The sequence below is a fragment of the Pseudomonas sp. Q11 genome (assembly GCF_024494355.1).
GTDB lineage: Bacteria > Pseudomonadota > Gammaproteobacteria > Pseudomonadales > Pseudomonadaceae > Aquipseudomonas > Aquipseudomonas hefeiensis.
Map to the genome: position 1 here is coordinate 19195 of NZ_JAKNQY010000027.1, position 20947 is coordinate 40141.

The 20947-nt window shown below is 59.7% G+C and carries 25 protein-coding genes; 10 read left to right on the forward strand and 15 right to left on the reverse strand.

Translation table 11 applies throughout. The annotated features are described in order from the left end of the window. Positions 1–65: 65 nt before the first annotated feature. A complete protein-coding gene (locus MA884_RS22930; RefSeq protein WP_256232651.1) occupies positions 66–383 on the reverse strand; it encodes a YqjD family protein in 318 nt (105 codons plus the stop codon). A gap of 160 nt (positions 384–543) precedes the next feature. Here MA884_RS22930 and MA884_RS22935 point away from each other — a divergent pair, with 160 nt between their 5' ends. Continuing rightward, complete coding sequence (locus MA884_RS22935; RefSeq protein ID WP_256232652.1) at positions 544–795, forward strand: hypothetical protein; 252 nt, start codon at positions 544–546, stop codon at positions 793–795. 3 nt (positions 796–798) lie between these two features. Here MA884_RS22935 and MA884_RS22940 read toward each other — a convergent pair whose 3' ends face one another. Then, positions 799–1698, reverse strand: coding sequence for a LysR family transcriptional regulator (locus tag MA884_RS22940; protein WP_256232653.1), 900 nt, complete (start codon positions 1696–1698; stop codon positions 799–801). Positions 1699–1792: 94 nt separating this feature from the next. On the opposite strand from MA884_RS22940, the gene MA884_RS22945 reads away from it, so the two are divergent. After that, positions 1793–2716: a carbon-nitrogen hydrolase family protein gene (locus MA884_RS22945; RefSeq protein ID WP_256232654.1), complete on the forward strand. Its 924-nt coding sequence runs from the start codon at positions 1793–1795 to the stop codon at positions 2714–2716. On the opposite strand, the gene MA884_RS22950 is transcribed toward MA884_RS22945, so the two are convergent. Further along, positions 2717–3187, reverse strand: coding sequence for an LEA type 2 family protein (locus MA884_RS22950; protein WP_256232655.1), 471 nt, complete (start codon positions 3185–3187; stop codon positions 2717–2719). A 180-nt stretch (positions 3188–3367) separates the two neighbouring features. On the opposite strand from MA884_RS22950, the gene MA884_RS22955 reads away from it, so the two are divergent. The 4 genes from MA884_RS22955 to MA884_RS22970 all read left to right on the forward strand — a co-directional run bounded on the left by MA884_RS22955 (position 3368) and on the right by MA884_RS22970 (position 6302). After that, positions 3368–4084 carry a YafY family protein gene (locus MA884_RS22955; RefSeq protein ID WP_256232656.1) on the forward strand — a complete coding sequence of 239 codons (717 nt, stop codon included), beginning with the start codon at positions 3368–3370 and terminating at the stop codon, positions 4082–4084. 51 nt (positions 4085–4135) lie between these two features. Further along, entirely contained in the window at positions 4136–4477 is a 342-nt protein-coding gene (locus MA884_RS22960; RefSeq protein ID WP_256232657.1) for a nuclear transport factor 2 family protein, read from the forward strand. A gap of 151 nt (positions 4478–4628) precedes the next feature. Next, complete coding sequence (zapE, locus tag MA884_RS22965; RefSeq protein ID WP_256232658.1) at positions 4629–5750, forward strand: cell division protein ZapE; 1122 nt, start codon at positions 4629–4631, stop codon at positions 5748–5750. A 57-nt stretch (positions 5751–5807) separates the two neighbouring features. Continuing rightward, positions 5808–6302 (forward strand): GNAT family N-acetyltransferase, encoded by a 495-nt coding sequence (locus tag MA884_RS22970; protein ID WP_256232659.1) that lies wholly within the window; start codon positions 5808–5810, stop codon positions 6300–6302. Positions 6303–6639: 337 nt separating this feature from the next. On the opposite strand, the gene MA884_RS22975 is transcribed toward MA884_RS22970, so the two are convergent. Continuing rightward, positions 6640–6813, reverse strand: coding sequence for a DUF6026 family protein (locus MA884_RS22975; protein WP_171061379.1), 174 nt, complete (start codon positions 6811–6813; stop codon positions 6640–6642). A 260-nt stretch (positions 6814–7073) separates the two neighbouring features. On the opposite strand from MA884_RS22975, the gene gnd reads away from it, so the two are divergent. The 3 genes from gnd to MA884_RS22990 are packed head-to-tail and all read left to right on the forward strand — an operon-like array spanning position 7074 to position 10413. Continuing rightward, entirely contained in the window at positions 7074–8078 is a 1005-nt protein-coding gene (gene gnd / locus MA884_RS22980; RefSeq protein ID WP_256232705.1) for a phosphogluconate dehydrogenase (NAD(+)-dependent, decarboxylating), read from the forward strand. Next, positions 8075–9595: a glucose-6-phosphate dehydrogenase gene (zwf, locus tag MA884_RS22985; protein WP_256232660.1), complete on the forward strand. Its 1521-nt coding sequence runs from the start codon at positions 8075–8077 to the stop codon at positions 9593–9595. Before gnd ends, zwf begins: the two co-directional genes overlap by 4 nt. Next, complete coding sequence (locus MA884_RS22990) at positions 9592–10413, forward strand: HAD family hydrolase (protein WP_256232661.1); 822 nt, start codon at positions 9592–9594, stop codon at positions 10411–10413. The genes zwf and MA884_RS22990 overlap by 4 nt, the downstream gene beginning before the upstream one ends. A 13-nt stretch (positions 10414–10426) precedes the next feature. On the opposite strand, the gene MA884_RS22995 is transcribed toward MA884_RS22990, so the two are convergent. Next, positions 10427–11716: a hypothetical protein gene (locus tag MA884_RS22995; RefSeq protein ID WP_256232662.1), complete on the reverse strand. Its 1290-nt coding sequence runs from the start codon at positions 11714–11716 to the stop codon at positions 10427–10429. A 187-nt stretch (positions 11717–11903) separates the two neighbouring features. Then, complete coding sequence (locus MA884_RS23000; protein WP_249875030.1) at positions 11904–12170, reverse strand: hypothetical protein; 267 nt, start codon at positions 12168–12170, stop codon at positions 11904–11906. 341 nt (positions 12171–12511) lie between these two features. Between MA884_RS23000 and MA884_RS23005 the strand changes: the two genes are divergently transcribed. Beyond that, a complete protein-coding gene (locus MA884_RS23005; RefSeq protein ID WP_256232663.1) occupies positions 12512–13837 on the forward strand; it encodes a sigma-54 dependent transcriptional regulator in 1326 nt (441 codons plus the stop codon). Between the two features lie 121 nt (positions 13838–13958). Here MA884_RS23005 and MA884_RS23010 read toward each other — a convergent pair whose 3' ends face one another. From MA884_RS23010 to MA884_RS23050, 9 genes are all read right to left on the reverse strand, one after another. Next, complete coding sequence (locus MA884_RS23010) at positions 13959–15239, reverse strand: hypothetical protein (RefSeq protein ID WP_256232664.1); 1281 nt, start codon at positions 15237–15239, stop codon at positions 13959–13961. Between the two features lie 46 nt (positions 15240–15285). After that, a complete protein-coding gene (locus MA884_RS23015) occupies positions 15286–16032 on the reverse strand; it encodes a hypothetical protein (protein WP_256232665.1) in 747 nt (248 codons plus the stop codon). A gap of 59 nt (positions 16033–16091) precedes the next feature. Further along, the gene (locus MA884_RS23020; RefSeq protein WP_256232666.1) at positions 16092–16772 is read right to left on the reverse strand and encodes a C39 family peptidase; all 681 of its coding nucleotides are present in this window, start codon (positions 16770–16772) and stop codon (positions 16092–16094) included. 65 nt (positions 16773–16837) lie between these two features. Continuing rightward, on the reverse strand, positions 16838–17821 hold the full coding sequence (locus MA884_RS23025; RefSeq protein ID WP_256232667.1) for a heme utilization protein: 984 nt from the start codon (positions 17819–17821) through the stop codon (positions 16838–16840). A 63-nt stretch (positions 17822–17884) separates the two neighbouring features. After that, positions 17885–18463 carry an adhesin gene (locus MA884_RS23030; RefSeq protein ID WP_256232668.1) on the reverse strand — a complete coding sequence of 193 codons (579 nt, stop codon included), beginning with the start codon at positions 18461–18463 and terminating at the stop codon, positions 17885–17887. Position 18464: 1 nt separating this feature from the next. Further along, positions 18465–18914, reverse strand: coding sequence for a hypothetical protein (locus MA884_RS23035; protein ID WP_256232669.1), 450 nt, complete (start codon positions 18912–18914; stop codon positions 18465–18467). A gap of 330 nt (positions 18915–19244) precedes the next feature. Continuing rightward, the gene (locus tag MA884_RS23040) at positions 19245–19769 is read right to left on the reverse strand and encodes an AAA family ATPase (protein ID WP_256232670.1); all 525 of its coding nucleotides are present in this window, start codon (positions 19767–19769) and stop codon (positions 19245–19247) included. Then, entirely contained in the window at positions 19766–20329 is a 564-nt protein-coding gene (gene pnuC / locus MA884_RS23045; RefSeq protein ID WP_256232671.1) for a nicotinamide riboside transporter PnuC, read from the reverse strand. Before pnuC ends, MA884_RS23040 begins: the two co-directional genes overlap by 4 nt. Positions 20330–20387: 58 nt before the next feature. Beyond that, entirely contained in the window at positions 20388–20876 is a 489-nt protein-coding gene (locus MA884_RS23050) for a MarR family winged helix-turn-helix transcriptional regulator (RefSeq protein ID WP_256232672.1), read from the reverse strand. Positions 20877–20947: the final 71 nt, after the last annotated feature.

Below are 20947 nucleotides of genomic sequence, written 5' to 3' on the forward strand. Positions count from 1 at the left end.
TGGCGAGAGGATAAATCCCCTCGCCGCGCTATCGGTGATCATTCAAACAAGTTTTTGCCAATCGATTAACGCCGTCCCAGCAACAACCCCACCACCAGCCCGAACCCGGCGGAAATCGCCACGGTCTGCCATGGATGTCCGCCGATATAGACTTCGGTGGCATCAACCATCGGGCGGGTCCGCTCCCGTGCGCTGGCAACCGAATCCAGGGCTTGTTGCAGTTTCTGGGAGATCTGGTCACGCAGGTTTTCAGCGTCTTCACCGACCAGCGAAGCGCTGCTTTTGAGCAGCTTTTCCGACTCTTCAATCAATGCCTTCAGTTCACTGAAGGCTTGATCCTTGATTTGCTCTCCATTCCCTTGCCGCGTGCTTTTGCGAACCATTGAGGTACTCCTTGCTGATGATGGCAGTGAACAATGGAGTGCTGCGCTTGGGCAAAAGTTGCAGCGTCTGGTATCGGCAGCACGGTCCATCATAAATCGAGGTTAAGACGTTTCCCTGCAAGGTGTAAGATGACGCCTATTTACGTAACAGGTAATTCCCATGAGTTTCAATCTGGCTGACAAGCCCCTGGCCGAGCGCGCCGCGCTGGAAGACGAGAAATCCCGACTCTTCGAACTGTGGCAAAACAATCTGGGCAAGGCCAAGGGCGACGCCGCCCGGTTGTTCGGCGAGCGTTCCAAGCGCAAGGGCAAGTGGTCGGAGTGGGTGCGTGCTGAACTGGACGGCATGTCACCACCGGAATACGCCAACATGGTGCGCAGTGAAATCAATCGTCTGATGGCCAACAAGTAAGCCTTATGCAAAGGTTGCGGCAATGGCCTCGCGAACCTTGACCACTGCCGGATCCATTTGTGTATGGGTTCGCCACCCCATCTCAATGGGGTAGCGGGGCAAGCCCAGGGGACAGGGCAACAACGCCAGGCCACTGAGCGAGGCGATGGCCCGGGCCGCATGCTCGGGAATGGTCGCCACGGCCTGGCTGCCCTTGAGCAAGAACGGCAGGGCGGCAAAGTGGGTGGTCGAGGCACACACCCGCCGGCTCAGGCCAAGCCCGGCCAGCCCTTCGTCGGTGATGCCGATGAAACCACCCGAAGACACGAGCAGATGCTCGCGGGCCACGAAGGCCTCCAGGGTGAGGGTCTGCTGGTCTTGCGTCAGGCTGGTCGAATCGACGCGACAGGCGTAGTCGCCTTCGCCCAATACCTGGCGGCTGAGCAAACGTTCTGTGAACCCTCCCGCCGTGATCGCCAGATCAAGGCTACGCTCCATCAGGGCCCGGCCGACGATCTGGCTATGGGTCTGGCGAAAAATCAATCGCAGCCCCGGTGCATGTCGTGCCACTTCCTCGATCAAGCGTCGGCCATAGGCAATTTCGAAATCATCGGACAGCCCGACGATGACCGAGCGGCCCTCGTAATGACTGGCGCCGGGGTCAACCATTGCCAAGCTCTGGCGACATTTATTCAGTGCGTCGCTGATCACCGGTTTGAGCTGATTGGCCCGTAAGGTCGGCGCCAGGCCGCGGCCGGTGCGCACAAACAACTGATCGTCGTACAGGTTTCGAAGCCTGCGCAGGGCCGCGCTGATGGCCGACTGGGTCACGCCCAGGCGCAGCGCAGCGCGGCTGGCGCTGGATTCGTCGTGCAGGGCTTCGAAGGTCTTGAGCAGGTTAAGGTCGACATCCACGATATTCATAAGGCTCATATCATTTAGCAGCGTATGGGGCTTTATTCATCATCGACCGCCGCCTGAGAATCAGCAACACCTGATGATCAAGGAGTTCAAAACCATGCCCAAATCCATTGTGGCCGCCCTGCAGATCGGTTCCTTGCCCGGCGGCAAAGCTGACACCCTGGCACAGATCCTTTCCTATGAAGACGCCATACGCCAGGCCGCTGCTCGTCTGGTGGTGATGCCCGAAGCGCTGCTGGGCGGGTATCCCAAGGGCGAGAGTTTCGGCACCCAACTGGGTTACCGGTTGCCCGAGGGGCGCGAGGCCTTTGCCCGCTATTTTGCCAACGCTATCGACGTGCCAGGCAATGAAACCGAGGCGTTGGCCGGGCTTTCGGCACGCACGGGGGCAAGTCTGGTATTGGGCGTCATTGAGCGCGACGGCAGTACCTTGTACTGCACCGCCCTGTACTTCGAGCCTGATGCAGGCCTGGTGGCCAAGCATCGCAAGCTGATGCCCACCGGCACCGAGCGTCTGATTTGGGGCAAGGGCGACGGCTCGACTTTACCGGTGATCGACAGCCAGGTCGGTCGCGTGGGCGCTGCGGTGTGTTGGGAGAACATGATGCCGCTGTTGCGTACCGCGATGTACGCAAAAGGGGTGCAGGTCTGGTGTGCGCCGACGGTGGATGAGCGGGAGATGTGGCAGGTGACCATGCGCCATATCGCCCACGAAGGTCGCTGTTTTGTGGTCAGTGCCTGTCAAGTTCAGGCCTCGCCTCAGGCGCTGGGCATTGACATGGCGAACTGGCCTGCCGAGCGTGCGTTGATTGCCGGTGGCAGCGTGATTGTCGGGCCCATGGGGGATGTGCTGGCCGGGCCGCTGAAAGGCACGGCCGGGTTATTGACCGCCGAAATCGATACCGATGAACTGGTGCCGGCGCGCTACGACTATGATGTGGTCGGGCATTACGCCCGGCCGGATGTGTTCGAATTGGTGGTGGACGAACGGGCCAAGCCCGGCGTGCGTTTCACCCGTTGATTACCAAGTGGCTGCGGTACCCGGCAAATCCAGGGTGCCGCGGTCAACGAAGCGCAGGGTGCCGAACAGTCCACCCGCCAGTTTGCCTTTGAGTACGTAAGGCAGGTTGTCCAGGCTTTGGGTCTGGCTCAGGCCCAGTGTCTGGCGCAGCACGGAAAAAGCCGAGATGCTCACCGGCACACTCAACACCGCTTCGGAGAACCGAGGGATGGAACCGGTCTGATCGCTGACCCCCGATGCCAGTGTCCGGCCGTTAACTTCGAGGTCCAGCGCGACGCCGTTGTAGTCGATGGCGGTTTCGTTGGGGTTCTGCAATCGCAGTTTCACGGCGAAGCGCATCTCCAGCTCTTGGCTGGGCAACGGTTCAATGCCCACCACGGTGATATTCAGCGGATCGCGGTGCGGGAAGAGGGCGCAGGCGCTCAGACTGAGCAACATCAGGAAAAGGGACAAACCGAGGGCTCTGCGCATGGATCAACTCTCACGATAATAGGTGGGGCAAACTGGCGAACTGTTGAGCACGATAACCCACATCCCGCGCAAACCACCGCACCTCACGCTGTTTCCAGTCCAGAGAGGGCGCATGGCTCCTGACAGTTTCTGACACCAGGCTCTGCTAATCTGCGTCAATCTTTTTCCGGATCGCCCATCGTGTCGCGTACCACTCGGCTGCTCACATTGTTGCAAGTCTTGCGAGGCAAGCGCTGCCCGGTTACCGCCGCGACATTGGCGGCCGAGCTGAAAGTGTCCGAGCGCACGCTCTACCGTGATATCGCCGAACTCTCGGCCCTGGGCGCGCCGATCCAGGGCGAGGCGGGTATTGGCTATGTGTTGCGCAGCGGCCTGTTTCTACCACCCCTGATGTTCACGGCTGATGAAATCGAAGCCATTGTGCTGGGCTTGCGCTACGTTGATCAGCGTGGCGACGAGGTGCTGGGCAAGGCCGCGGCTGATGCATTGGCCAAGGTTGCCGCAGTGCTGGCCCCTGAAGTCCGGGACGCCTTGCGCAATCCCACGGTTTTGCCCGGGCCGCCAGGCTATGGCTATCCGCAGAATAGGGTGGAGCTGAATGTGTACCGACAGGCCATTCGTGCTCAAGCCAAGCTGCACATCGATTATGCCGACGTGAATAAAATCCCCAGCCAGCGTCTGATCTGGCCGTTGGCCCTGGGCTTTTTCAATGAGGCGCGGGTAGTGGTTGCCTGGTGTGAATTACGCGGCGCCTATCGAACCTTTCGCACCGACCGGATTGCCTCTGCCACCGAGCAGGGCGAGCGCTATCCCGGTAGGCGCAGCGATTTGTTGCGTGCCTGGTTCAAGCTGATGGAACTGGACGAAACGGGGCGTTTCACTCCTGACAAAAACTGACACAAGGCTGTTCTAGCATAGCGTCAGATCGATTAAACAAGGAGCCGTACCATGTCCAATCCCGTCTCTTCCCTGGCCCCGGCCATCGCTGGATACATTGCGGCCGCCAATGCCCGTGACAGTTCGGCGGTGACGCGTTTTTTCGCCGAAGATGCCAATGTGTTCGATGAAGGCCAGCACCGCGTCGGTCCCCAGGCCATCGCTCAATGGATGGAAGACACCGCCCGGCGTTTTCAGCCTCGCGTTGAGGTGCTTGACGTGCAGCAACGCACCGGCAAGGTCTTGGTGCACAACCGGATCTCGGGAACCTTCCCCGGCAGCCCGCTGGAGTTGCGCTACACCTTCCGACTCGACGAGCAGGGGAAGATCAGCAGGCTGGATATCTCGATCTAGATGTTTGCACGTTGGTTCGTCAACACCTGTGGCGAGGGGATAAATCGCCCTCGCCACAGGGTTTTGCTTGGATTTACAGGCAGGTGAGGTCACTCACTCAAAGCCGCCGACATGGCATACTCCCGGACCTCGTTTTCCGGATCCGGGCTGTATGACTTTCGACTCCCCCTTGAGCGCCTGGCAGCATGCCATCGAACACCATGGTTTCGTCCAGGATGAAGCCCAGGAACTGGCCATCATGGCTCTGCAACAGTGCCACCAGGCATTGCACGAGGGGCGAAAGTCGATCCAGGGCGTTTATCTCTGGGGGCCGGTCGGACGCGGCAAGACCTGGTTGATGGACCGCTTCTACGAAAGCCTGAGGGTGCCGGCCCGTCGTCAGCATTTTCATCATTTCATGGCTTGGGTGCATCAGCGCTCGTTCCAGCTTACGGGCACGCCGGACCCTTTGCAGGCATTGGCTGCAGAACTGAGCCAAGCGGTCAGGGTGTTGTGTTTCGACGAATTGTTCGTCACCGACATCGGCGATGCCATCATTCTGTCCCGTCTGTTTCAGGTCATGTTCGAACGGGGCATGGTGGTGGTCAGCACGTCCAACCTGCCGCCCGAGGAGCTTTATGCCAACGGGCACAACCGCGAACGATTCCTGCCGACCATCACGGCGATCAAGCAGCACATGCAGGTCGTACCGGTGAACGGATGGCAAGACCATCGCCAGCATCCGGGGGCATTGCAGCAGCGCTATTGGCTACGCGACCCTGGGCAACCCGATCCATTGGCGGCTGTTTTCGCCCAGTTGACTGCTGGGCAGGCGCCCAACAGTTTGCCGATTGAAGTCGGTCATCGTCTGCTCGAGCCCGTGCGGGCGAGCGATACGGTGCTCTGGAGTCGTTACGCGGATATGTGTGAGCAGCCGTTCTCGGCCATGGATTTCATGGCCCTGTGCGACCGTTTCAAGGCCATCCTGGTCAGCGACATACCCAGTCTCAGCGCCGAGCAGCGCGAGGGGCGCATTGCCCGTGGAACCGAAGACGGCGTTGAACGGGTCAAGGCCGGCGATCGCGAGCTGCCGCAGTTGTCCATCCATGATGACGGCGTGCGGCGTTTCATCGCCCTGGTCGATGAATGCTACGACCGCAAGGTGCCGTTGTATCTTTCGGCACAGGTGCCGATGGAGCGGTTGTACACCGAAGGCTATCTGCAGTTCCCGTTTCGTCGTACGCTCAGTCGCCTGCAGGAAATGCAAATGCAGCGTTTTGGTCAGCCTGCCTGATCGTATCCCGCCGACGGCATCGGAGCCGCCGGTACTACCGAAGTGAGATGGAACGCCGTGGAAGAAACCAGGGACATTCTTGTATTGCAAGCCAGCTATACCAATGCAGTCCACGCCGAAGCAATCTGTTATGTGCTAAATGGCTATGCCGAAGATCCGATGGGCGGTGGTCAGTCGCTGCCGGCCGAAGTGCTGCTGCATCTACCCGAGGAACTGGCCAAGCGCCCGCATGCCTTCAGCGTATTGGCTTTCGTCAATGGCGAACCGGCGGGCCTGGTCAATTGTTTCGAAGGTTTTTCGACCTTCGCCTGCAGACCGCTGGTCAATGTCCACGATGTGGTGGTGATGGAGCCGTTTCGCGGGCTGGGGTTGAGCCAGAAGATGCTGCAGAAGGTCGAGGATATCGCCCGCCAGCGTGGTTGCTGCAAGATCACCCTGGAGGTGCTTGAAGGCAATGCCATCGCCCAGGCCAGCTATACCCGGTTCGGCTTTGCCCCAGGCATGTTCGACCCGGCCCACGGCCGTATGCTGTTCTGGACAAAGCCCCTGTAGAGCCTGCTTCCGGCGTGGTTTTCCTTGGGTAGCCGTACAAGTTCATGCTTCAAGCTTCTCCAGGCCACCGGCAAGCGTGCCGGCACGCAGCGTATGCCTGCCCAGCGGATAGCCGACCACGGCCATCACCATCGCGCTTTGGCGAAGGAGGCTTTTCCGTGGCGAGGGGATTTATCCCCGATGGTTGCGTCGCAACCTCTCGAGCTGACACACCGCGCACCAGCGGCAGGACCGCTACCCGCTCCAGCAGGGTCAAATGCCCTTGGCGTGAATGGGGCACCATGGAAATGACACCGGTTTGTCCGGTGTCACTTCCGGCGCCGCGCCTCTGCTCGGGTTACCGAGCCAGGGCCTGGCTCTGATGGGACAGCTGTGAGTGTTGCAACTGCATGCGCAATTGCGTCACCTCATCGAGCAGCAGATCACGCTCTTCTTTAAGCAGGCGTAATTCGTCGCGACGAATGGTCACGTAAAGGGTTTGGGGAGGACGTGCGGTAACTACGGAGTCCATTGCTCACCTCGCAAATGGCGTACATCAACTATAGAGATGTCGCCAGTATTTGGTCGACACCTCTACTATCGGCGCCGATTCTGATTTCTTTTGCTTGTGATTGGAACTTTTTTATTTTTCATGGTCGCTGTGTCTTCAGCCGGGTTTGGAGCGTTATCCCTTGTGATCGCGCGAATTACCCGGAAACTATGTAGCCATGCTCTGGACTAACCTCCACGCGTCGTATCGAGCTTATCGATCTAAACCTTTGGCATACCTTTATTTGTAGTAGGGAGCATCAGCACATGCAACTCGGGATCATCGGACTGGGCCGCATGGGCGGCAATATTGCACGGCGCCTGATGCTCAATGGGCACACCACCGTCGTCTACGACCGCAACGCCGCTTTTGTCGAAAACCTGAGCCAGGAGGGCGCCACGGGCGTCGCGGATCTGCCGGCACTGGTCGCCGGCCTGGAAAAACCACGGGCGGTCTGGGTCATGCTGCCGGCCGGCGCACCCACTGAAGACACGATTAACGCCCTCAGCGAGCTGCTGGAGCCTGGCGATGTCATCATTGATGGCGGTAATACGTACTACAAGGATGACATCCGTCGTGCTCAGGCCTTGTCGGAAAACGGCTTGAGCTACATCGATGTCGGCACTTCCGGCGGTGTCTGGGGCCTGGAGCGCGGTTATTGCATGATGATTGGCGGTGACGCCGAAGTGGTGAAGCGCCTGGACCCCTTGTTTGACAGTCTGGCGCCAGGGATGGGCGATATCCCGCGCACCCGCGACCGCAAGTCCGAGGATGATCGTGCCGAACGCGGTTACATCCACGCGGGCCCGGCCGGTTCCGGGCATTTCGTGAAGATGATCCACAACGGCATCGAATACGGAATGATGCAGGCCTTCGCCGAGGGCTTTGACATCCTCAAGACCAAATCCAGCGAAAGCCTGCCGCCTGAACAGCGCTTCGACTTGAATGTCGCTGATATCGCCGAGGTCTGGCGTCGCGGCAGCGTGGTTTCGTCCTGGTTGCTGGACTTGACCGCCGACGCCCTGGCCAGCGATCCGAAGCTGGACGGCTTTTCCGGTGAAGTCGCCGACAGCGGTGAAGGGCGCTGGACCATTGAAGCGGCCATCGAACAAGCGGTGCCGGTGCCGGTGCTGTCCAGCTCATTGTTCGCCCGTTTCCGCTCGCGCCAGCAGAGCACTTACGGCGACAAAATACTCTCGGCCATGCGCTTTGGCTTCGGTGGCCATGTGGAGGCACCGAAAAAATGACCTCGATCGGCAGGAAATCCAAAGCAGAACCCGCGCCGCCGACCACGCTGTTTCTGTTCGGCGCCCATGGTGATCTGGTCAAGCGACTGCTGATGCCTGCGCTTTACCACCTGAGTCGCGACGGGCTGCTGGGGGATGGCCTGCGGATCATTGGTGTCGACCATAACGCTATCAGTGATGTGGACTTCGCCAAGAAACTCGAGGAGTTCATCCGTCACCAAGCGGCGAGCAAGGGCGGCGATGCCGACCGGGCGCTCGACCCTGAGCTGTGGGCCAGCCTGGCCCAGGGTATCAGCTACGTTCAGGGTGATTTCCTCGATGACAGTACCTACGAAGCGCTGGCGGCGAAAATCGCCGCCAGCGGCACCGGCAACGCGGTTTTCTATCTGGCTACCGCACCGCGTTTTTTCAGTGAAGTTGTCCGCCGCCTCGGTGCGGCCGGGCTACTTCAGGAGCAGGATGATGCCTTCCGGCGTGTGGTGATCGAGAAACCGTTCGGTTCCGACCTGCAAACCGCCGAAGCGCTCAATGCCTGCCTGCTCAAAGTCATGAGCGAGAAGCAGATCTACCGGATCGACCATTACCTGGGCAAGGAAACGGTGCAGAACATTCTGGTCAGCCGTTTTTCAAACAGTCTGTTCGAGGCCTTCTGGAACAATCACTACATCGACCATGTGCAAATCACCGCCGCTGAAACCGTCGGCGTGGAAACCCGTGGCAGCTTTTACGAACACACCGGCGCCCTGCGGGACATGGTGCCTAACCATCTGTTCCAGTTGCTGGCGATGGTAGCCATGGAGCCGCCAGCCGCGTTCGGGGCCGATGCGGTACGTGGTGAAAAGGCCAAGGTGGTAGGGGCCATTCGGCCCTGGTCGGTGGAGCAGGCCCGCGCCAACTCGGTGCGTGGCCAGTACACCGCAGGCCAAGTCGGCGGTGGGGCGGTCACCGGTTACCGCGAAGAAGCGAATGTCGCGCCCGACAGCAGCACCGAAACCTACGTCGCCCTCAAGGTCATGATCGATAACTGGCGATGGGTCGGCGTGCCGTTTTACTTGCGCACGGGCAAACGCATGAGTGTGCGGGACACAGAAATCGTCATCTGTTTCAAGCCGGCGCCTTACGCACAGTTTCGCGATACCGAAGTCGATGAGCTGCAACCGACGTACTTGAGGATCCAGATTCAGCCCAATGAAGGTATGTGGTTCGACCTGCTGGCCAAACGGCCAGGTCCGGCCCTCGACATGGCAAATATTGAACTGGGATTTGCCTACAAGGACTTCTTCGAAATGCAGCCGTCTACGGGCTATGAAACCCTGATCTACGATTGCCTGACCGGCGATCAGACCTTGTTCCAGCGGGCCGACAACATTGAAAACGGCTGGCGCGCGGTGCAACCGTTCCTTGATGCCTGGCAACAGGACGCCGCGGTCCAACCCTATAAGGCGGGTGAAGATGGCCCGTCGGCCGCAAATGACCTGCTGACGCGCGACGGTCGCGTTTGGCATGGCCTCGGATGAGTGATCAGGTGAAACACCCCATCCGTTTTTTACTCAGTGACATGGACGGCACGCTGCTGCTGCCCGACCACAGTCTCAACCAGCGCACCATCGAGGCCGTTCGCTCATTACGTGAGGCTGGCGTGATGTTCAGCCTCGCCACCGGACGGCCGCCCCGAGCGATGTTGCAGCAGATCGAGGCCTTGGGCGTCGACTTGCCCACTGCCGCGTTCAATGGCGGCACGTTGGTTCACCCGGACGGCAGTTTCCTCGCCGTGCACTACCTGCCGCCCGAGGCGGCTTTGGCGACGCTGGCCTTGTACGCCGATCAGCCTGGCATCGAGGTTTGGGTGTTTGCCGACGGTGACTGGCTGGTGCGAGACGCCAATGGTCCGATGGTACCCGTGGAGACGCGCGGCCTGGGCTATCCACCGGTGCAGGTCGAGAGTTTCGAGCCTTATCTGGAGCGTATCGACAAGATCGTCGCGACCAGCGCCAATACGCAGCTACTGGTTGAGCTGGAGGCTCGGTTGCATCCTCTGCTCAAGGGCCAGGCTCAAGTCTCGCGTTCGCAACCGATCTATCTGGACGTGACGGCGATGCGGGCTAACAAGGGGGAGGCACTGGCGACTCTGGCAGAGTTCCTCGGGGTGCCGTTGGAGCAGACCGCCGCCATGGGCGACGGTGGCAACGATCCGGCGATGTTTCACCGCGCGGGGTTGTCGATTGCCATGGGACAGGCGGAGGTGGCGATTCAGCGCCAAGCCGATGTCATCACTGCAGCTAACACCGAAGACGGCGCCGCGCTGGCAATCGAGCGATTCATTCTGGCGCGATAAACCACGCAAATCCTCAGGCCCAGTACCGCGCCACCACCGCACGAGAGTTGCCATGCAGGGAGTAGCCACCCACCAGGATCTTCCCGTCTGCCTGGAGAGCCAGGGATGTGGCGGTGTCGAGGCTATAGCCGAGTCGCGTGCGGACCCAACCCTGGCCCTGACCGAAATCCGGGTCGAGGCTGGCGTCCGGCAAGTGCCGGGCCAGAACGAAGTCGGCCTCGATACCACCGATCGTAGCCCCGGCGGTCACCAGTTTTGCGTCAGATTGAACCTGGACTGCGGTCCATTGACTGGCATTGTTTCCAATTTCCAGGAGCCGACACTGCCCTTGATTGCAATGAGGGTCCGGTTTGCCGTCCTTGTCCACTCTTAACGACAGGCAATGCATCGGGTCGCGGCTGCTGCCGAATGCCTGTAGATCACCATTTTCATGTTCAGCGATCTGACTGACCATCACGCTGCGCTGTTGCGTCGTGATGGATAGAAAACCGTCCTCACCAAAGCTTTCATCGAGTTTGCCATTGGGGTCATAGCGCGCCATCAAGCCTTGTTGGGGCAGGTCGATGGCGCCGCCCACCACGATATTGCCGTCGGCCTGAAGCGTCAGACAGCTTAACCAGGTGTTTTTTAATAAGCGCCGGACCATTACGAAGCCGTGGCTGTTGAACGAGGTGTCCAATGCACCGTCCGGCAGCAGCCGGATCAGAATGCCGACATGGTCAGATAATTGGTAATGATGGTTGGCGAGGATGAGAATCCGGCCATCGGCCTGCACCCGCATATCACAGGCTTCAAGACCCGGTACGCCGGGCGGTAGCCAGGGATCGCGCAGCCCTTGGGAGAGATTGCCGCAGAGCCGTATGACCTGCTGCCCGGCTATGCCGAAGCTTTGGACGGCACGGCCCTGCTGATCGAACAGCGCCAAGGCGGGAAGGGTGCGTTCGGTGTTTTCGTAGTGCAGGCCGGAGAGCAGGATATGTCCGTCGGGTAACACGACGACTTTGCCCGCCGTGGCTTCGAAGCCGCGCTCAAAGGAGCCGATCACACAGCCGTGATTTGCGAAGCCCGGATCGGTAGAGCCGTCGTGGTTGAGTCGTGCAAGCCCGAATCGACTGCCCTGTGCCGTGTCGATCCTGGCTGCGACCAGGATCCGTCCGGCATGATCGAGTGTCAGCCCCGTGGTCAGGCTTGTGCGGCTACCGGAAAAATCAACCCAGGCTTTGCCGGAGTCAGCAAAGCCTGGGTCAAGTTGTCCGGCATAAGTTGCAGCAGTCGGAATCGCAAACGCGGATTGATCGAGCATGCATGCCTCTCCTTGCGCGTCGATAGGCCCGGAGGGGCGACGACTGCATGAGGGCAACATTCAATCCCTGAATGTGACAATGCACAACTGTCAGACTCTGCAGATACACCAGCGAATCGTGCCAGAACATTGGCTTTTCGACCCACTGCAAAGCCTGCAATCCATCATCAGCTTTACCGGTAAGGATTTACTCAGGCATGGACCAGGATTGCAGCGTGTAGCCTTCCTGGCTTAATTCGGCGCGGGCCTGCTTCAACAGGTCGGCCAACTGGGCCGGGTCGGTATAGGCGCTGCTTGGAATCTGAGTGCGGCCAATATGAGTATTGGTGCGGTCGATGACGGTCAGGCTCAGTTCACCATTACCGTCTTGAGGAGCCCAGGCCACGCATTGGAATGGACGAAAGGCGCGGTCGGCAATCAAAAGAGCTTCGTTGATACGGAGCGGGGCGTTCATGGCGTTATCTCTTAAGTGTGCCCAATCAAATGATGTGCCGTCGGTTGGGCGTACCGTGCGGCTGGTTACTTGTACTGATGTCCCCAATGGGGGCACAGGTCACACATTCCTTAAATAAATTTCGATTTTCTTTCAGACAGGGCTTTTGGACTTTTGTTTGAAAGCTTGATGAAAGAATTCAGCTGTGCGGTAACTAACGAAACGCTCGCTTATAACCACTTTAGAGTCGGCTCGATAATCAATTGATACAAGGACGTGTCAACTTCTTGCTACTGTTACATGCAGGTTCGCCAAACGACTGTTTTTCCTCATATTCCTAATTTTGGCGCCAAGGATCAGTCATGATCGAAGCCAGTACGTCGCGTCGTCTGCTCGTGGTTGATCCCTGCGATGATTGTCATCGCTTATTGCCCGGGTTACGCAGCATTGGCTGGGATGTGGACAGTTGTTCTCTGGAGCATGCAGGCGATCGAACATGCGATGTCGGTCTTCTGCGGCTACAACCTTTTCACTTGGAACGACCGGAAGCTGTCAAGGAACTGATCAGCCGCAGCGGCACCGAATGGATCGCCGTGCTTAATCAGGAAGTATTGCGCCTGAAGAATGTGGGAGATTTCGTCTGCGAGTGGTTTTTTGATTTCCATACCTTGCCATTCGATGTGTCCCGGGTGCAGGTAACCCTGGGCCGGGCGTTCGGCATGGCGCGTTTGCGGGGGCAGGGTTCGATTCACATTAATCAGCCCGAGCATGAATTATTGGGCGACAGCAAACCCATTCGGGAGCTGCGCAAATTGTTGAGCAAACTGGCACCTGCAGAATCGCCGGTGTTGATTCGCGGTGAAAGCGGCACCGGCAAGGAGTTGGTGGCGCGCACGCTGCATTGCCAGTCCCATCGTCGCAATAAGCCGTTCATTGCCATTAATTGCGGCGCGATACCGGAGCACTTGATCCAGTCGGAGCTGTTCGGTCATGAGAAGGGCGCTTTTACTGGCGCCCATCAGCGCAAGGTCGGACGGATCGAAGCAGCCCACGGCGGCACGCTGTTCCTGGATGAGATTGGCGATCTGCCGTTGGAGTTACAGGCCAATTTGCTGCGTTTCCTCCAGGAAAAACACATCGAGCGGGTCGGTGGCAGCCAGCCGATTGCTGTGGATGTGCGGGTTTTGGCGGCCACCCATGTGGATCTGGAGGCAGCTATCGAGCACAAGCTTTTTCGCGAGGACTTGTATTATCGCTTGAACGTGCTGCAGGTGTTGATGGCGCCTTTGCGTGAGCGCCATGGCGATTTGTCGATGCTGGCCAGCCACTTCTCTCATTTCTACAGCCAGGAAACCGGTCGTCGCCCCCGCAGTTTCAGTGAGGATGCGCTGCTAGCAATGGCCAAGCACGATTGGCCGGGCAATGTGCGGGAGTTGGCCAACCGTGTACGTCGCGGTCTGGTGCTGGCCGAGGGGCGGCAGATCGAAGCCCTGGATCTTGGCCTGGTCAGTCATCAAGGACCGGCTGCGCCAATGGGCACGCTCGAAGACTACAAAACCCGTGCGGAACGCCAGGCATTGAGCGATGTGCTCAACCGTCATAGTGACAACCTGAGTGTCGCAGCCCGAGTGCTGGGTGTATCCCGGCCGACGTTCTATCGGCTTCTGCACAAGCATCAAATTCGCTGAATCAAGCCTGCACCATTCAATGAGGGAGCGAGCCTGCTCGCGATAGTGGTGTGTCAGTCACTGACAGGTCACTGATCTACCGCTATCGCGAGCAGGCCCGCTCCCACAGGGGGGACAGCACCTAGAAGTAATACGGGAATTTAAGGCTGAAGGTGAAGTCCGGCGCATCGTCGGTCAGCCCGATGGACAGGTTGGGCACGATGGTCAGGTTGTCGCTGGCCGCTACGGTCATGCCGATGTTGAAGTAGCCGGCATTGGCATCGCTGGAGACCACCGATTCCCAGTCTCCGCCATCCTGCTTGAGCTTGCTTTTCTTTTGTATGAGGTCGGAAACCGAGAACGACATACTCATCTTCTCGTTCAGCGCGAAGGCAATGCCCGCGCCGATCTGGAAGCTGTCGCCGATCCGTACCTTGCCCGGTATCCTCTGGTTGACGGTGGAGCTGATGTCGTCGAATGATTCTTCGAAGTTGTGGGTGTAGGAAAGGCTGCCGAACAGCACCGCTGGATCGAACGTCTTGACCAGCGAGATCCCGGGCGTGATCGACCAGACGCCGTTGCCGGTGGGCAGGTCTTCAGGTACGAACAGGTTGGTGTTGGCCTGGGACTGGCGCAGCTTGATGCCGAACGGTTCCTCGCCGGTGGGCGCCTTGACGCGCAGGGTGAGCACCGCGTCCGGGCTGTTGATCGATTCATCCATGAACTTGTAGGCGATGCCGAAGTTAACGTCGCCGATGGTGGGGTCGCGGGTAACGGTTTCTTCGCTGGTCACCCCGGCCGCCCCTTGATTGGCACCGCCGGACTGGTAGGTGGACTCGCGGTAGATCACCGGTACGTTGAGGTCGAACTGCCAGCGATTGTTGAAGTTGTAGCGACCGGTGAGGTCCAGCGTCCAGGTGTCGGCCTTGATCCGGTCCAGGTTGATGTTGCCCAGGAAAATCGAGTCCAGGGCCAGGAAGCCGTTGAGGATCAGTTGCCGCGTGTCGTAGCGCGAATAAGTCACACCGGTTTCGAAGCTGAATTTGCCACCGCCGAAAAAACCGCTGGCCTCGTCATAGAGGTTAGAGACGCTCTGGGCTGGCTGTGAATCATCGGCCAGGGACTGCCCATAACCGCTGCCACCGGCCGCCGCACCGCCGCCGGCGACGGTCTGGTTGCCTTTCATGTCGGCCGGGGATTTGGCCAGGCGCTTGGGCGCGGGGACCGCGGGTTGATCCTCGACTTGGCGAACCCGCTGTTCGAGTACCGCCAGGGCTCTTTGTTGAACCTCGTATCGTTGCCTGAGCTCGAGAAGCTCCTGCTTCAGAGCCTCAATGTCGGCGTCCGGCGCTGCTTGCAGCAGGGGCGCCGGTAAAAGAGTGCTTACACACATTACAGCGCGCAACGATACGGATCGATACATGAAATATGCCGTCCCTATTTGCCCAGTGGTCGCAAGGCAGCGTAGTTCAATATCCGAGATTGCGCAGGCCACGCAGCTGGGTCAGGTTGCAGTCCAGCGCTCCGGCACTGGGGCCGTTGTTGTTCAAAACCACGTTGAGCTGCGTCATGTTGTTGACCAGATTGCTGTTGCCCAGCAACCGGGTGTTTTGCAGCAAACCACCTTGGGCGACTTGTTGCAGAGCGTTACCCTGGTTGTGGTTGGCCTGGATCGCCATTTGCACGCCGCTGCCGGTGGCCGTGACCGCGACACTGCCGGCGGCGTTGCTGCCGCTGATGGTCTGGCCTCTGCTCAGCAACTGGCCTTGAGCAGGCTCCAGCGCAGGGGCCTGGCTGCTTTCCCTGACGTTGATGCTGACGTTGTTATAGGCGGAGTTGCCATCGCCGGCAGCGCGTACGCTCTGGGTCACGCCCTGGCTGGTAGCCAGGCCCGAGCCCCCGACAATATTGCCGCGGCCCTGTTGCGGGGCGTAACCATTGCCGGTCTGCTTGATGGTTGAGACATAGAATTGCGGTTTGACGGTGGCGGCCTGTATTTGCATCGAGCTGCTGGCGCCGATCAGGTCACCGCTGGCGTTGCGCCAGGTGCTGCTCATGACGATACCGAAGCTGATGACCCGCCCGGGCATGACATAGCGCCCACGCAGTTCGGCAAGCTCCTGATCCTTGACTTCGATGGGTTTGAATCCGGCGTGGGCGTGGCCCGACACAGCCGCGGCAAGGCTGGCAAACACCAGCCAGCGTGAAGTTTTCATGTGCTGCTCCCGGAGCTTCCTGCTCCTTTTTGTACTTATCGTTGGCGATTGGTCGGCGATTAGAAAAAGTCGCTCTGTATGAAACCGAAATCCATCAGTTCTGCATCCTTGACCGGATTGAACCCGTCCAGCTTGTTGCGCGCTGTCAGCGGTTGCGGAGGAGTGCGCAGTGCGTTGGTCTTGTCATAACCCGGACCGACGATGGCAAAAACGATGCCGTTCCAGCCTTTGACGAAGTCATCATGGGCGTAGCGCTTGTGCCCCAGCACGGGGTCGGCGATGTAGACCCATTGCTGGTCGGCTCGCTGCAATACCACGAAGTGCTTGTAGCCACGGATGTCCATCAGGACCACCACCGGAATCGTCACCGCCTCGAGCTTTTCCGGCGGTATCCGGTAGCCCCGGGCGCGCATGCCGATGCTTTCCACGTAGCGCTTCATGTCGAGCATGGAAAATCCCTGGGTGCGGACCAGATCATGGTCGGCTTTGACCAGCATGCCCTTGATGACGTGCTCTTCATCCACATCAAGCCAATAGGCCTGGCGCAGTACCGTGGCCAGCGCGGCGGCGCCGCAACTGAAATCGGTTTTCTGTTCGACGATGTCGCTGAACTTGCGCTCGCGCACGCTCTGCACCGGCTTGTAGACCAGCATGCCGCCGGGTAGGGCGGCGACTGGCATCTGCGCCGCTTCAGCCACGCAGGCGAAGCAAAGGAGCAGGGAAAGGGCTGCCGCTCGCATGATCGATACGCCTTATGCAAACCTGGGAAAGAAGCCCCGTTCCCGGGGCTTCGTTTCGATCGCGCTTACATGCAAGCCCTGCAACCGGCCGAAATGGACAGCGAGTTGCTTTGCTGGTTGCCCACGCCCGCCGACACGTTGGCGCCGCCGTTACCGGAGAAGCCGTTCATGGAGTTGGTCATGGTGGCGTTGTTGATGACAGGGTTTTTCCAGCCATCGCGGGTCAGCACTTGTTGAGTGTTGCTGCCGGCCAGTTCGAAAGTACCCACGGCGGAGAACTTGAACTTGTCGTCATCGTGACCGCCGCCGTAGCCGCCTCTGTTGCCCCAGCCGCCATGATCGTCGTCTTCGGCGGTGCCAGTGCCTTTGGCTTTGAACGTACCGGAAGCGGCGTAGGTGCTGGTGAGGGTGTCGGTCTTGTAGGTCCGCACGCCTTTGTTGTCGACCACCAGGCCTGTGGAAGACTGATCGGCCGAGGCTGCGGCTTCTGCGACACGTCCACCCGATACAGCAATGGCCAGGTTGTTTTTCTGTTGGTTGAAGTTGCCGGCAGTCACGTTGATGCCGATGTTGCCGGAGCCATTGTTGCCCGCATTGGTGAGCGAGGCGTTGTTTCGGGTCGAGTTGTTTTTGACGTAGTTATTGTTATTGACCTGCATGGCGCTGGAGGTAGCGACCGCCGAGCCGAAGATGAATGCTTCGTCAGCGGTGGCAATGGCTGCGGCGTTGTCCTGCTGGTTGCCATCGCCAGCGGCGATGTTGGCGCCCATATTGCCGTTGCTGCCATTGAGCGAGTCAGCGGCTTCTGCGGTGTTGCGGGTGGCCTGATTGGTCACCACGTTGCCGTCGCTGTTCTGCTCATCCATTACGGCCGCGCTAGCCCCGGCGGTGATCGAGAGCAGTTGCTCAAACGACGGACCTTGCGGACCGTGATTGCCATGCCCGTTGCCGTGCCCGTTGCCACGTCCGTTTCCTTCAGCCTGTGCGGCCATTGCCATGACAGCGGCGAGAGCGAAAACCAATGGTTTGAGTGCCATTGTAGGTTTCATGGTGTTTCTCCTTGCGTGTCGTTGGTTAAGTGTCAGTACTTTCTTATGCCCACTGTTTCCGGGTCAGTCAGCGACCCGGATGCTCAGGGTGTTAGCCATGCGGTTCCCCACCCCGGCACTCTGGTTCACCTGGATGACCCCTCGGCTGCCGGTGAAGGCCTGGTCGCTGGTGACGACCTGGCGACTGCCGGTTGGGGAGCCAGTTGCTCCTGAGTTTGGTAACAGCGCCACGTTCTGTTGAGAAAGGGCGCTATCGTCGATGCTCTGCGGCCGGGCGCTGATGCCCACCCGCATGACATTGGCCATCTGGTTGTTGGCGCCGGCGGACTGGTTCACGCCCAGCACTCCGTTGCCGTTGCTGAATGAGCTGCCGCCGATGCGGGCCGTTGCGTTCATGGAAGGGTTGGCCGCTGTGTCCAGCCGCTGGCGCACATCGGTAGTGGCCTGGGCGTGGGTGCCGATAGCGATGGCCCGGGTGTTGGTCTGCTGGGTCTGGTCCCCGGCGGCCTGATTGACATTGAAGTTGCCGGTATAGCGGCTGCCGGAGTCCTGCAGGCTGGCGTTGCTGATCACCGCCACGCCTGGATCGGCGACCACAATGGACGAGCCGAGCAGGGCAAACAGAAACAAGGCTGGCTTCATGTCACTGACCTCCGGCCAGCCGGCCCAGTGGGGCCAGGCCGGAACTCAGCGAGCGATTGATCGTGCCGGAGATCCCGCCACCGCTGCCGCCACCGTGACCGGCGCGCATGCCCGGCAGGCCGTTGGGGTTGGTCACGATGTTCAGGCCTTGTACGCTGGTGTTGCTCGGGTTGACGGTGTTGCGGATCGTTGAGCCGCTGGCGACGCTGGCGAATTCGCCGTCGCTCAGCTCGATGCTGGCGGTCGCCTGATTGATTCGATCGGATGGGTTGGCGTTGACGGTCGTCGGATAGGGGTCTTTGCCACCGTTGCGACCGATGTGAATGGGTTGTACGTCACGGGTGAGCACAATGACGCCGTTGCCCTCGGCCTGCACGGGTAGGCTGAACGTCGCGCCAGCGGCGCAGCCGATCAACAGCAGACAGGTCAAACTTTTATCGAAAGTCCCCACGGTATCGGTTCCTTCTTCTGTGGGCTGGCCTTGGTCCAGCGTTGCGAAGAGGAAAGAGCAGGTGTTGTGCCGGTTTTAGAAAATATAAAGAAATCAATTGGTTGGCGTTTCACCCATGAACCACGCACCGCGACTGTTTCATCCGTGAGACGCACGGATAAAGACTAATGGCCGCGCGCTATCGCTTGGCTCGGGGTTAAGGCATTGCTGGCAGGTGTTTCAAGAAACTGACAGAGATGATGAAAATTGCATCAAGGCGCTCTGGGGGCGGGTTTGGCGCGGGAAGGGTGTTTCAACAATGCAACAGAACAGGCAGCTTGTGAGGAAGGTTCAGGCTTGGAGCAGTCGGGTTACGGCTGCGAACACCTGCTCCCGACGTTGTGCCCAATCGCCTTCAATGACCTGGAAGGGTTGTCGATGCCGAACCAGCCATTGCTCGATCGCTTCGAAAAACTTCATCCGGTCTCCCAGTTCGGGTTGGCACCGCAGGCCGTCACCGGTCCATTCGACCTGCTCCGGGCTCAGCAGCAGGTGCAAGTCGTAATGGCGTGCCAGCAAGGCCGGCTCCAGCCAGCTTGGGCAGTCGCCGAACAGGGTTTGGCTCCAGAGGATATTGCTCAACAGATGGGTGTCGAGGATCAACAACGGTGGTTTACAGGCGCGGGCAGCGTCTTCCCAAGCCAATTGTCCGGCGGCGATATCGGTGATGTCCGACAGGCGGGTCTCACGCGGGTTCTGCTCCATGAAGTGGCGCACGTATTCGTCCACCCGCAGGCCTGCGAAGTGTTCCTGCAGTTGCGCCGCGAGCCAGCTCTTGCCGCTGGACTCCGGGCCGGTCAGCACCATCACCTTCATGTGCGCAGGACCGGGTCGGCACGCCATTCGCGCCAGCCCTGTACGGCCAACAGGGTGAACAGGGCGTAGAGCGCGGCGGTCAGGTACAGATCCTTGTAGATGAACAAGCCCACGAAGATGATGTCCAGGGCGATCCACAGCGGCCAGCATTGCACGCGTTTTTGCGCCATCCACCACTGGGCCACCAGGCTGAAACCGGTGAGCGCCGCGTCGAGCCAGGGTTGGGCGGCGTCGGTCCAGTGTGCCATGGCTGCGCCCAGCATCAGGCTGCCTGCCGCACCCACGGCCAGGCCAAGCAGCACCGAAGGTCCACCCAGGCGTGTGATGCTTCGACCCTCATGATGCTGCCCGGCACGGGTCCATTGGTACCAGCCATAGAGTTGCAGCACGGCGTAGACCAGTTGCAGCAACATGTCCGAGTACAGCTTCACTTCGAAGAAGATCCAGCTGTAGAGCAGCACCATGACCAGGCCTATCGGCCAGCACCAGGGGTTCTGCTTGACGGTCAACCAGACAGCAATGACGCCGAGGGCTGCGGCAAACAGTTCAAGCCCGGACATGGCGGTTCCTTGGGAAGTAAGAAGAGGGCGGCGATTGTAAACGCTGGCGCCAGTTTTTCTATGGCTGGTAAACCTTCTTGAGCAGGCGCAGCAATTCTTCCCGTTCGGCACCCGAAAGCGTTGAGGTGGAATCCAAGTCGCTCTGTGCGGCGATTTGCTTGAGTTCCTTGAGCAGCGTTTCGCCGGTTTTGCTCAGGAATATCCCATAGGAGCGTTTGTCGGGCTTGCACCGAACTCGCACGGCCAGCGCTCGGCTTTCCAGCTTGTTCAACAGCGGGACGACTTGCGGCGGTTCGATTGCCAGGGCCTTGGCCAGATCGGTCTGCATCAGGCCGGGGTTCTGGTCGATGATCGCCAGGGCCGAAAATTGGGCGGGCCGCAGATCGTGGATGGCGAGTCGACCGATCAGGTTCTGGAACAGTTTCAACTGGGCGCGACGCAGGGCGTAACCGATCAGATCATCCAGCGCGGAGTCCAGCGGGGCCTGTGCGTCGGTACCGCTGGCCTGGGGCTCGACGGGTTCGGCAAGCTTGGAAGACTTGGCCATCGAAGGGAGCATCCTCAAGGTGAGTGATTAACAAGGCTATCCATTTTGCCGAGGTTCAAGCGCGATGGCTA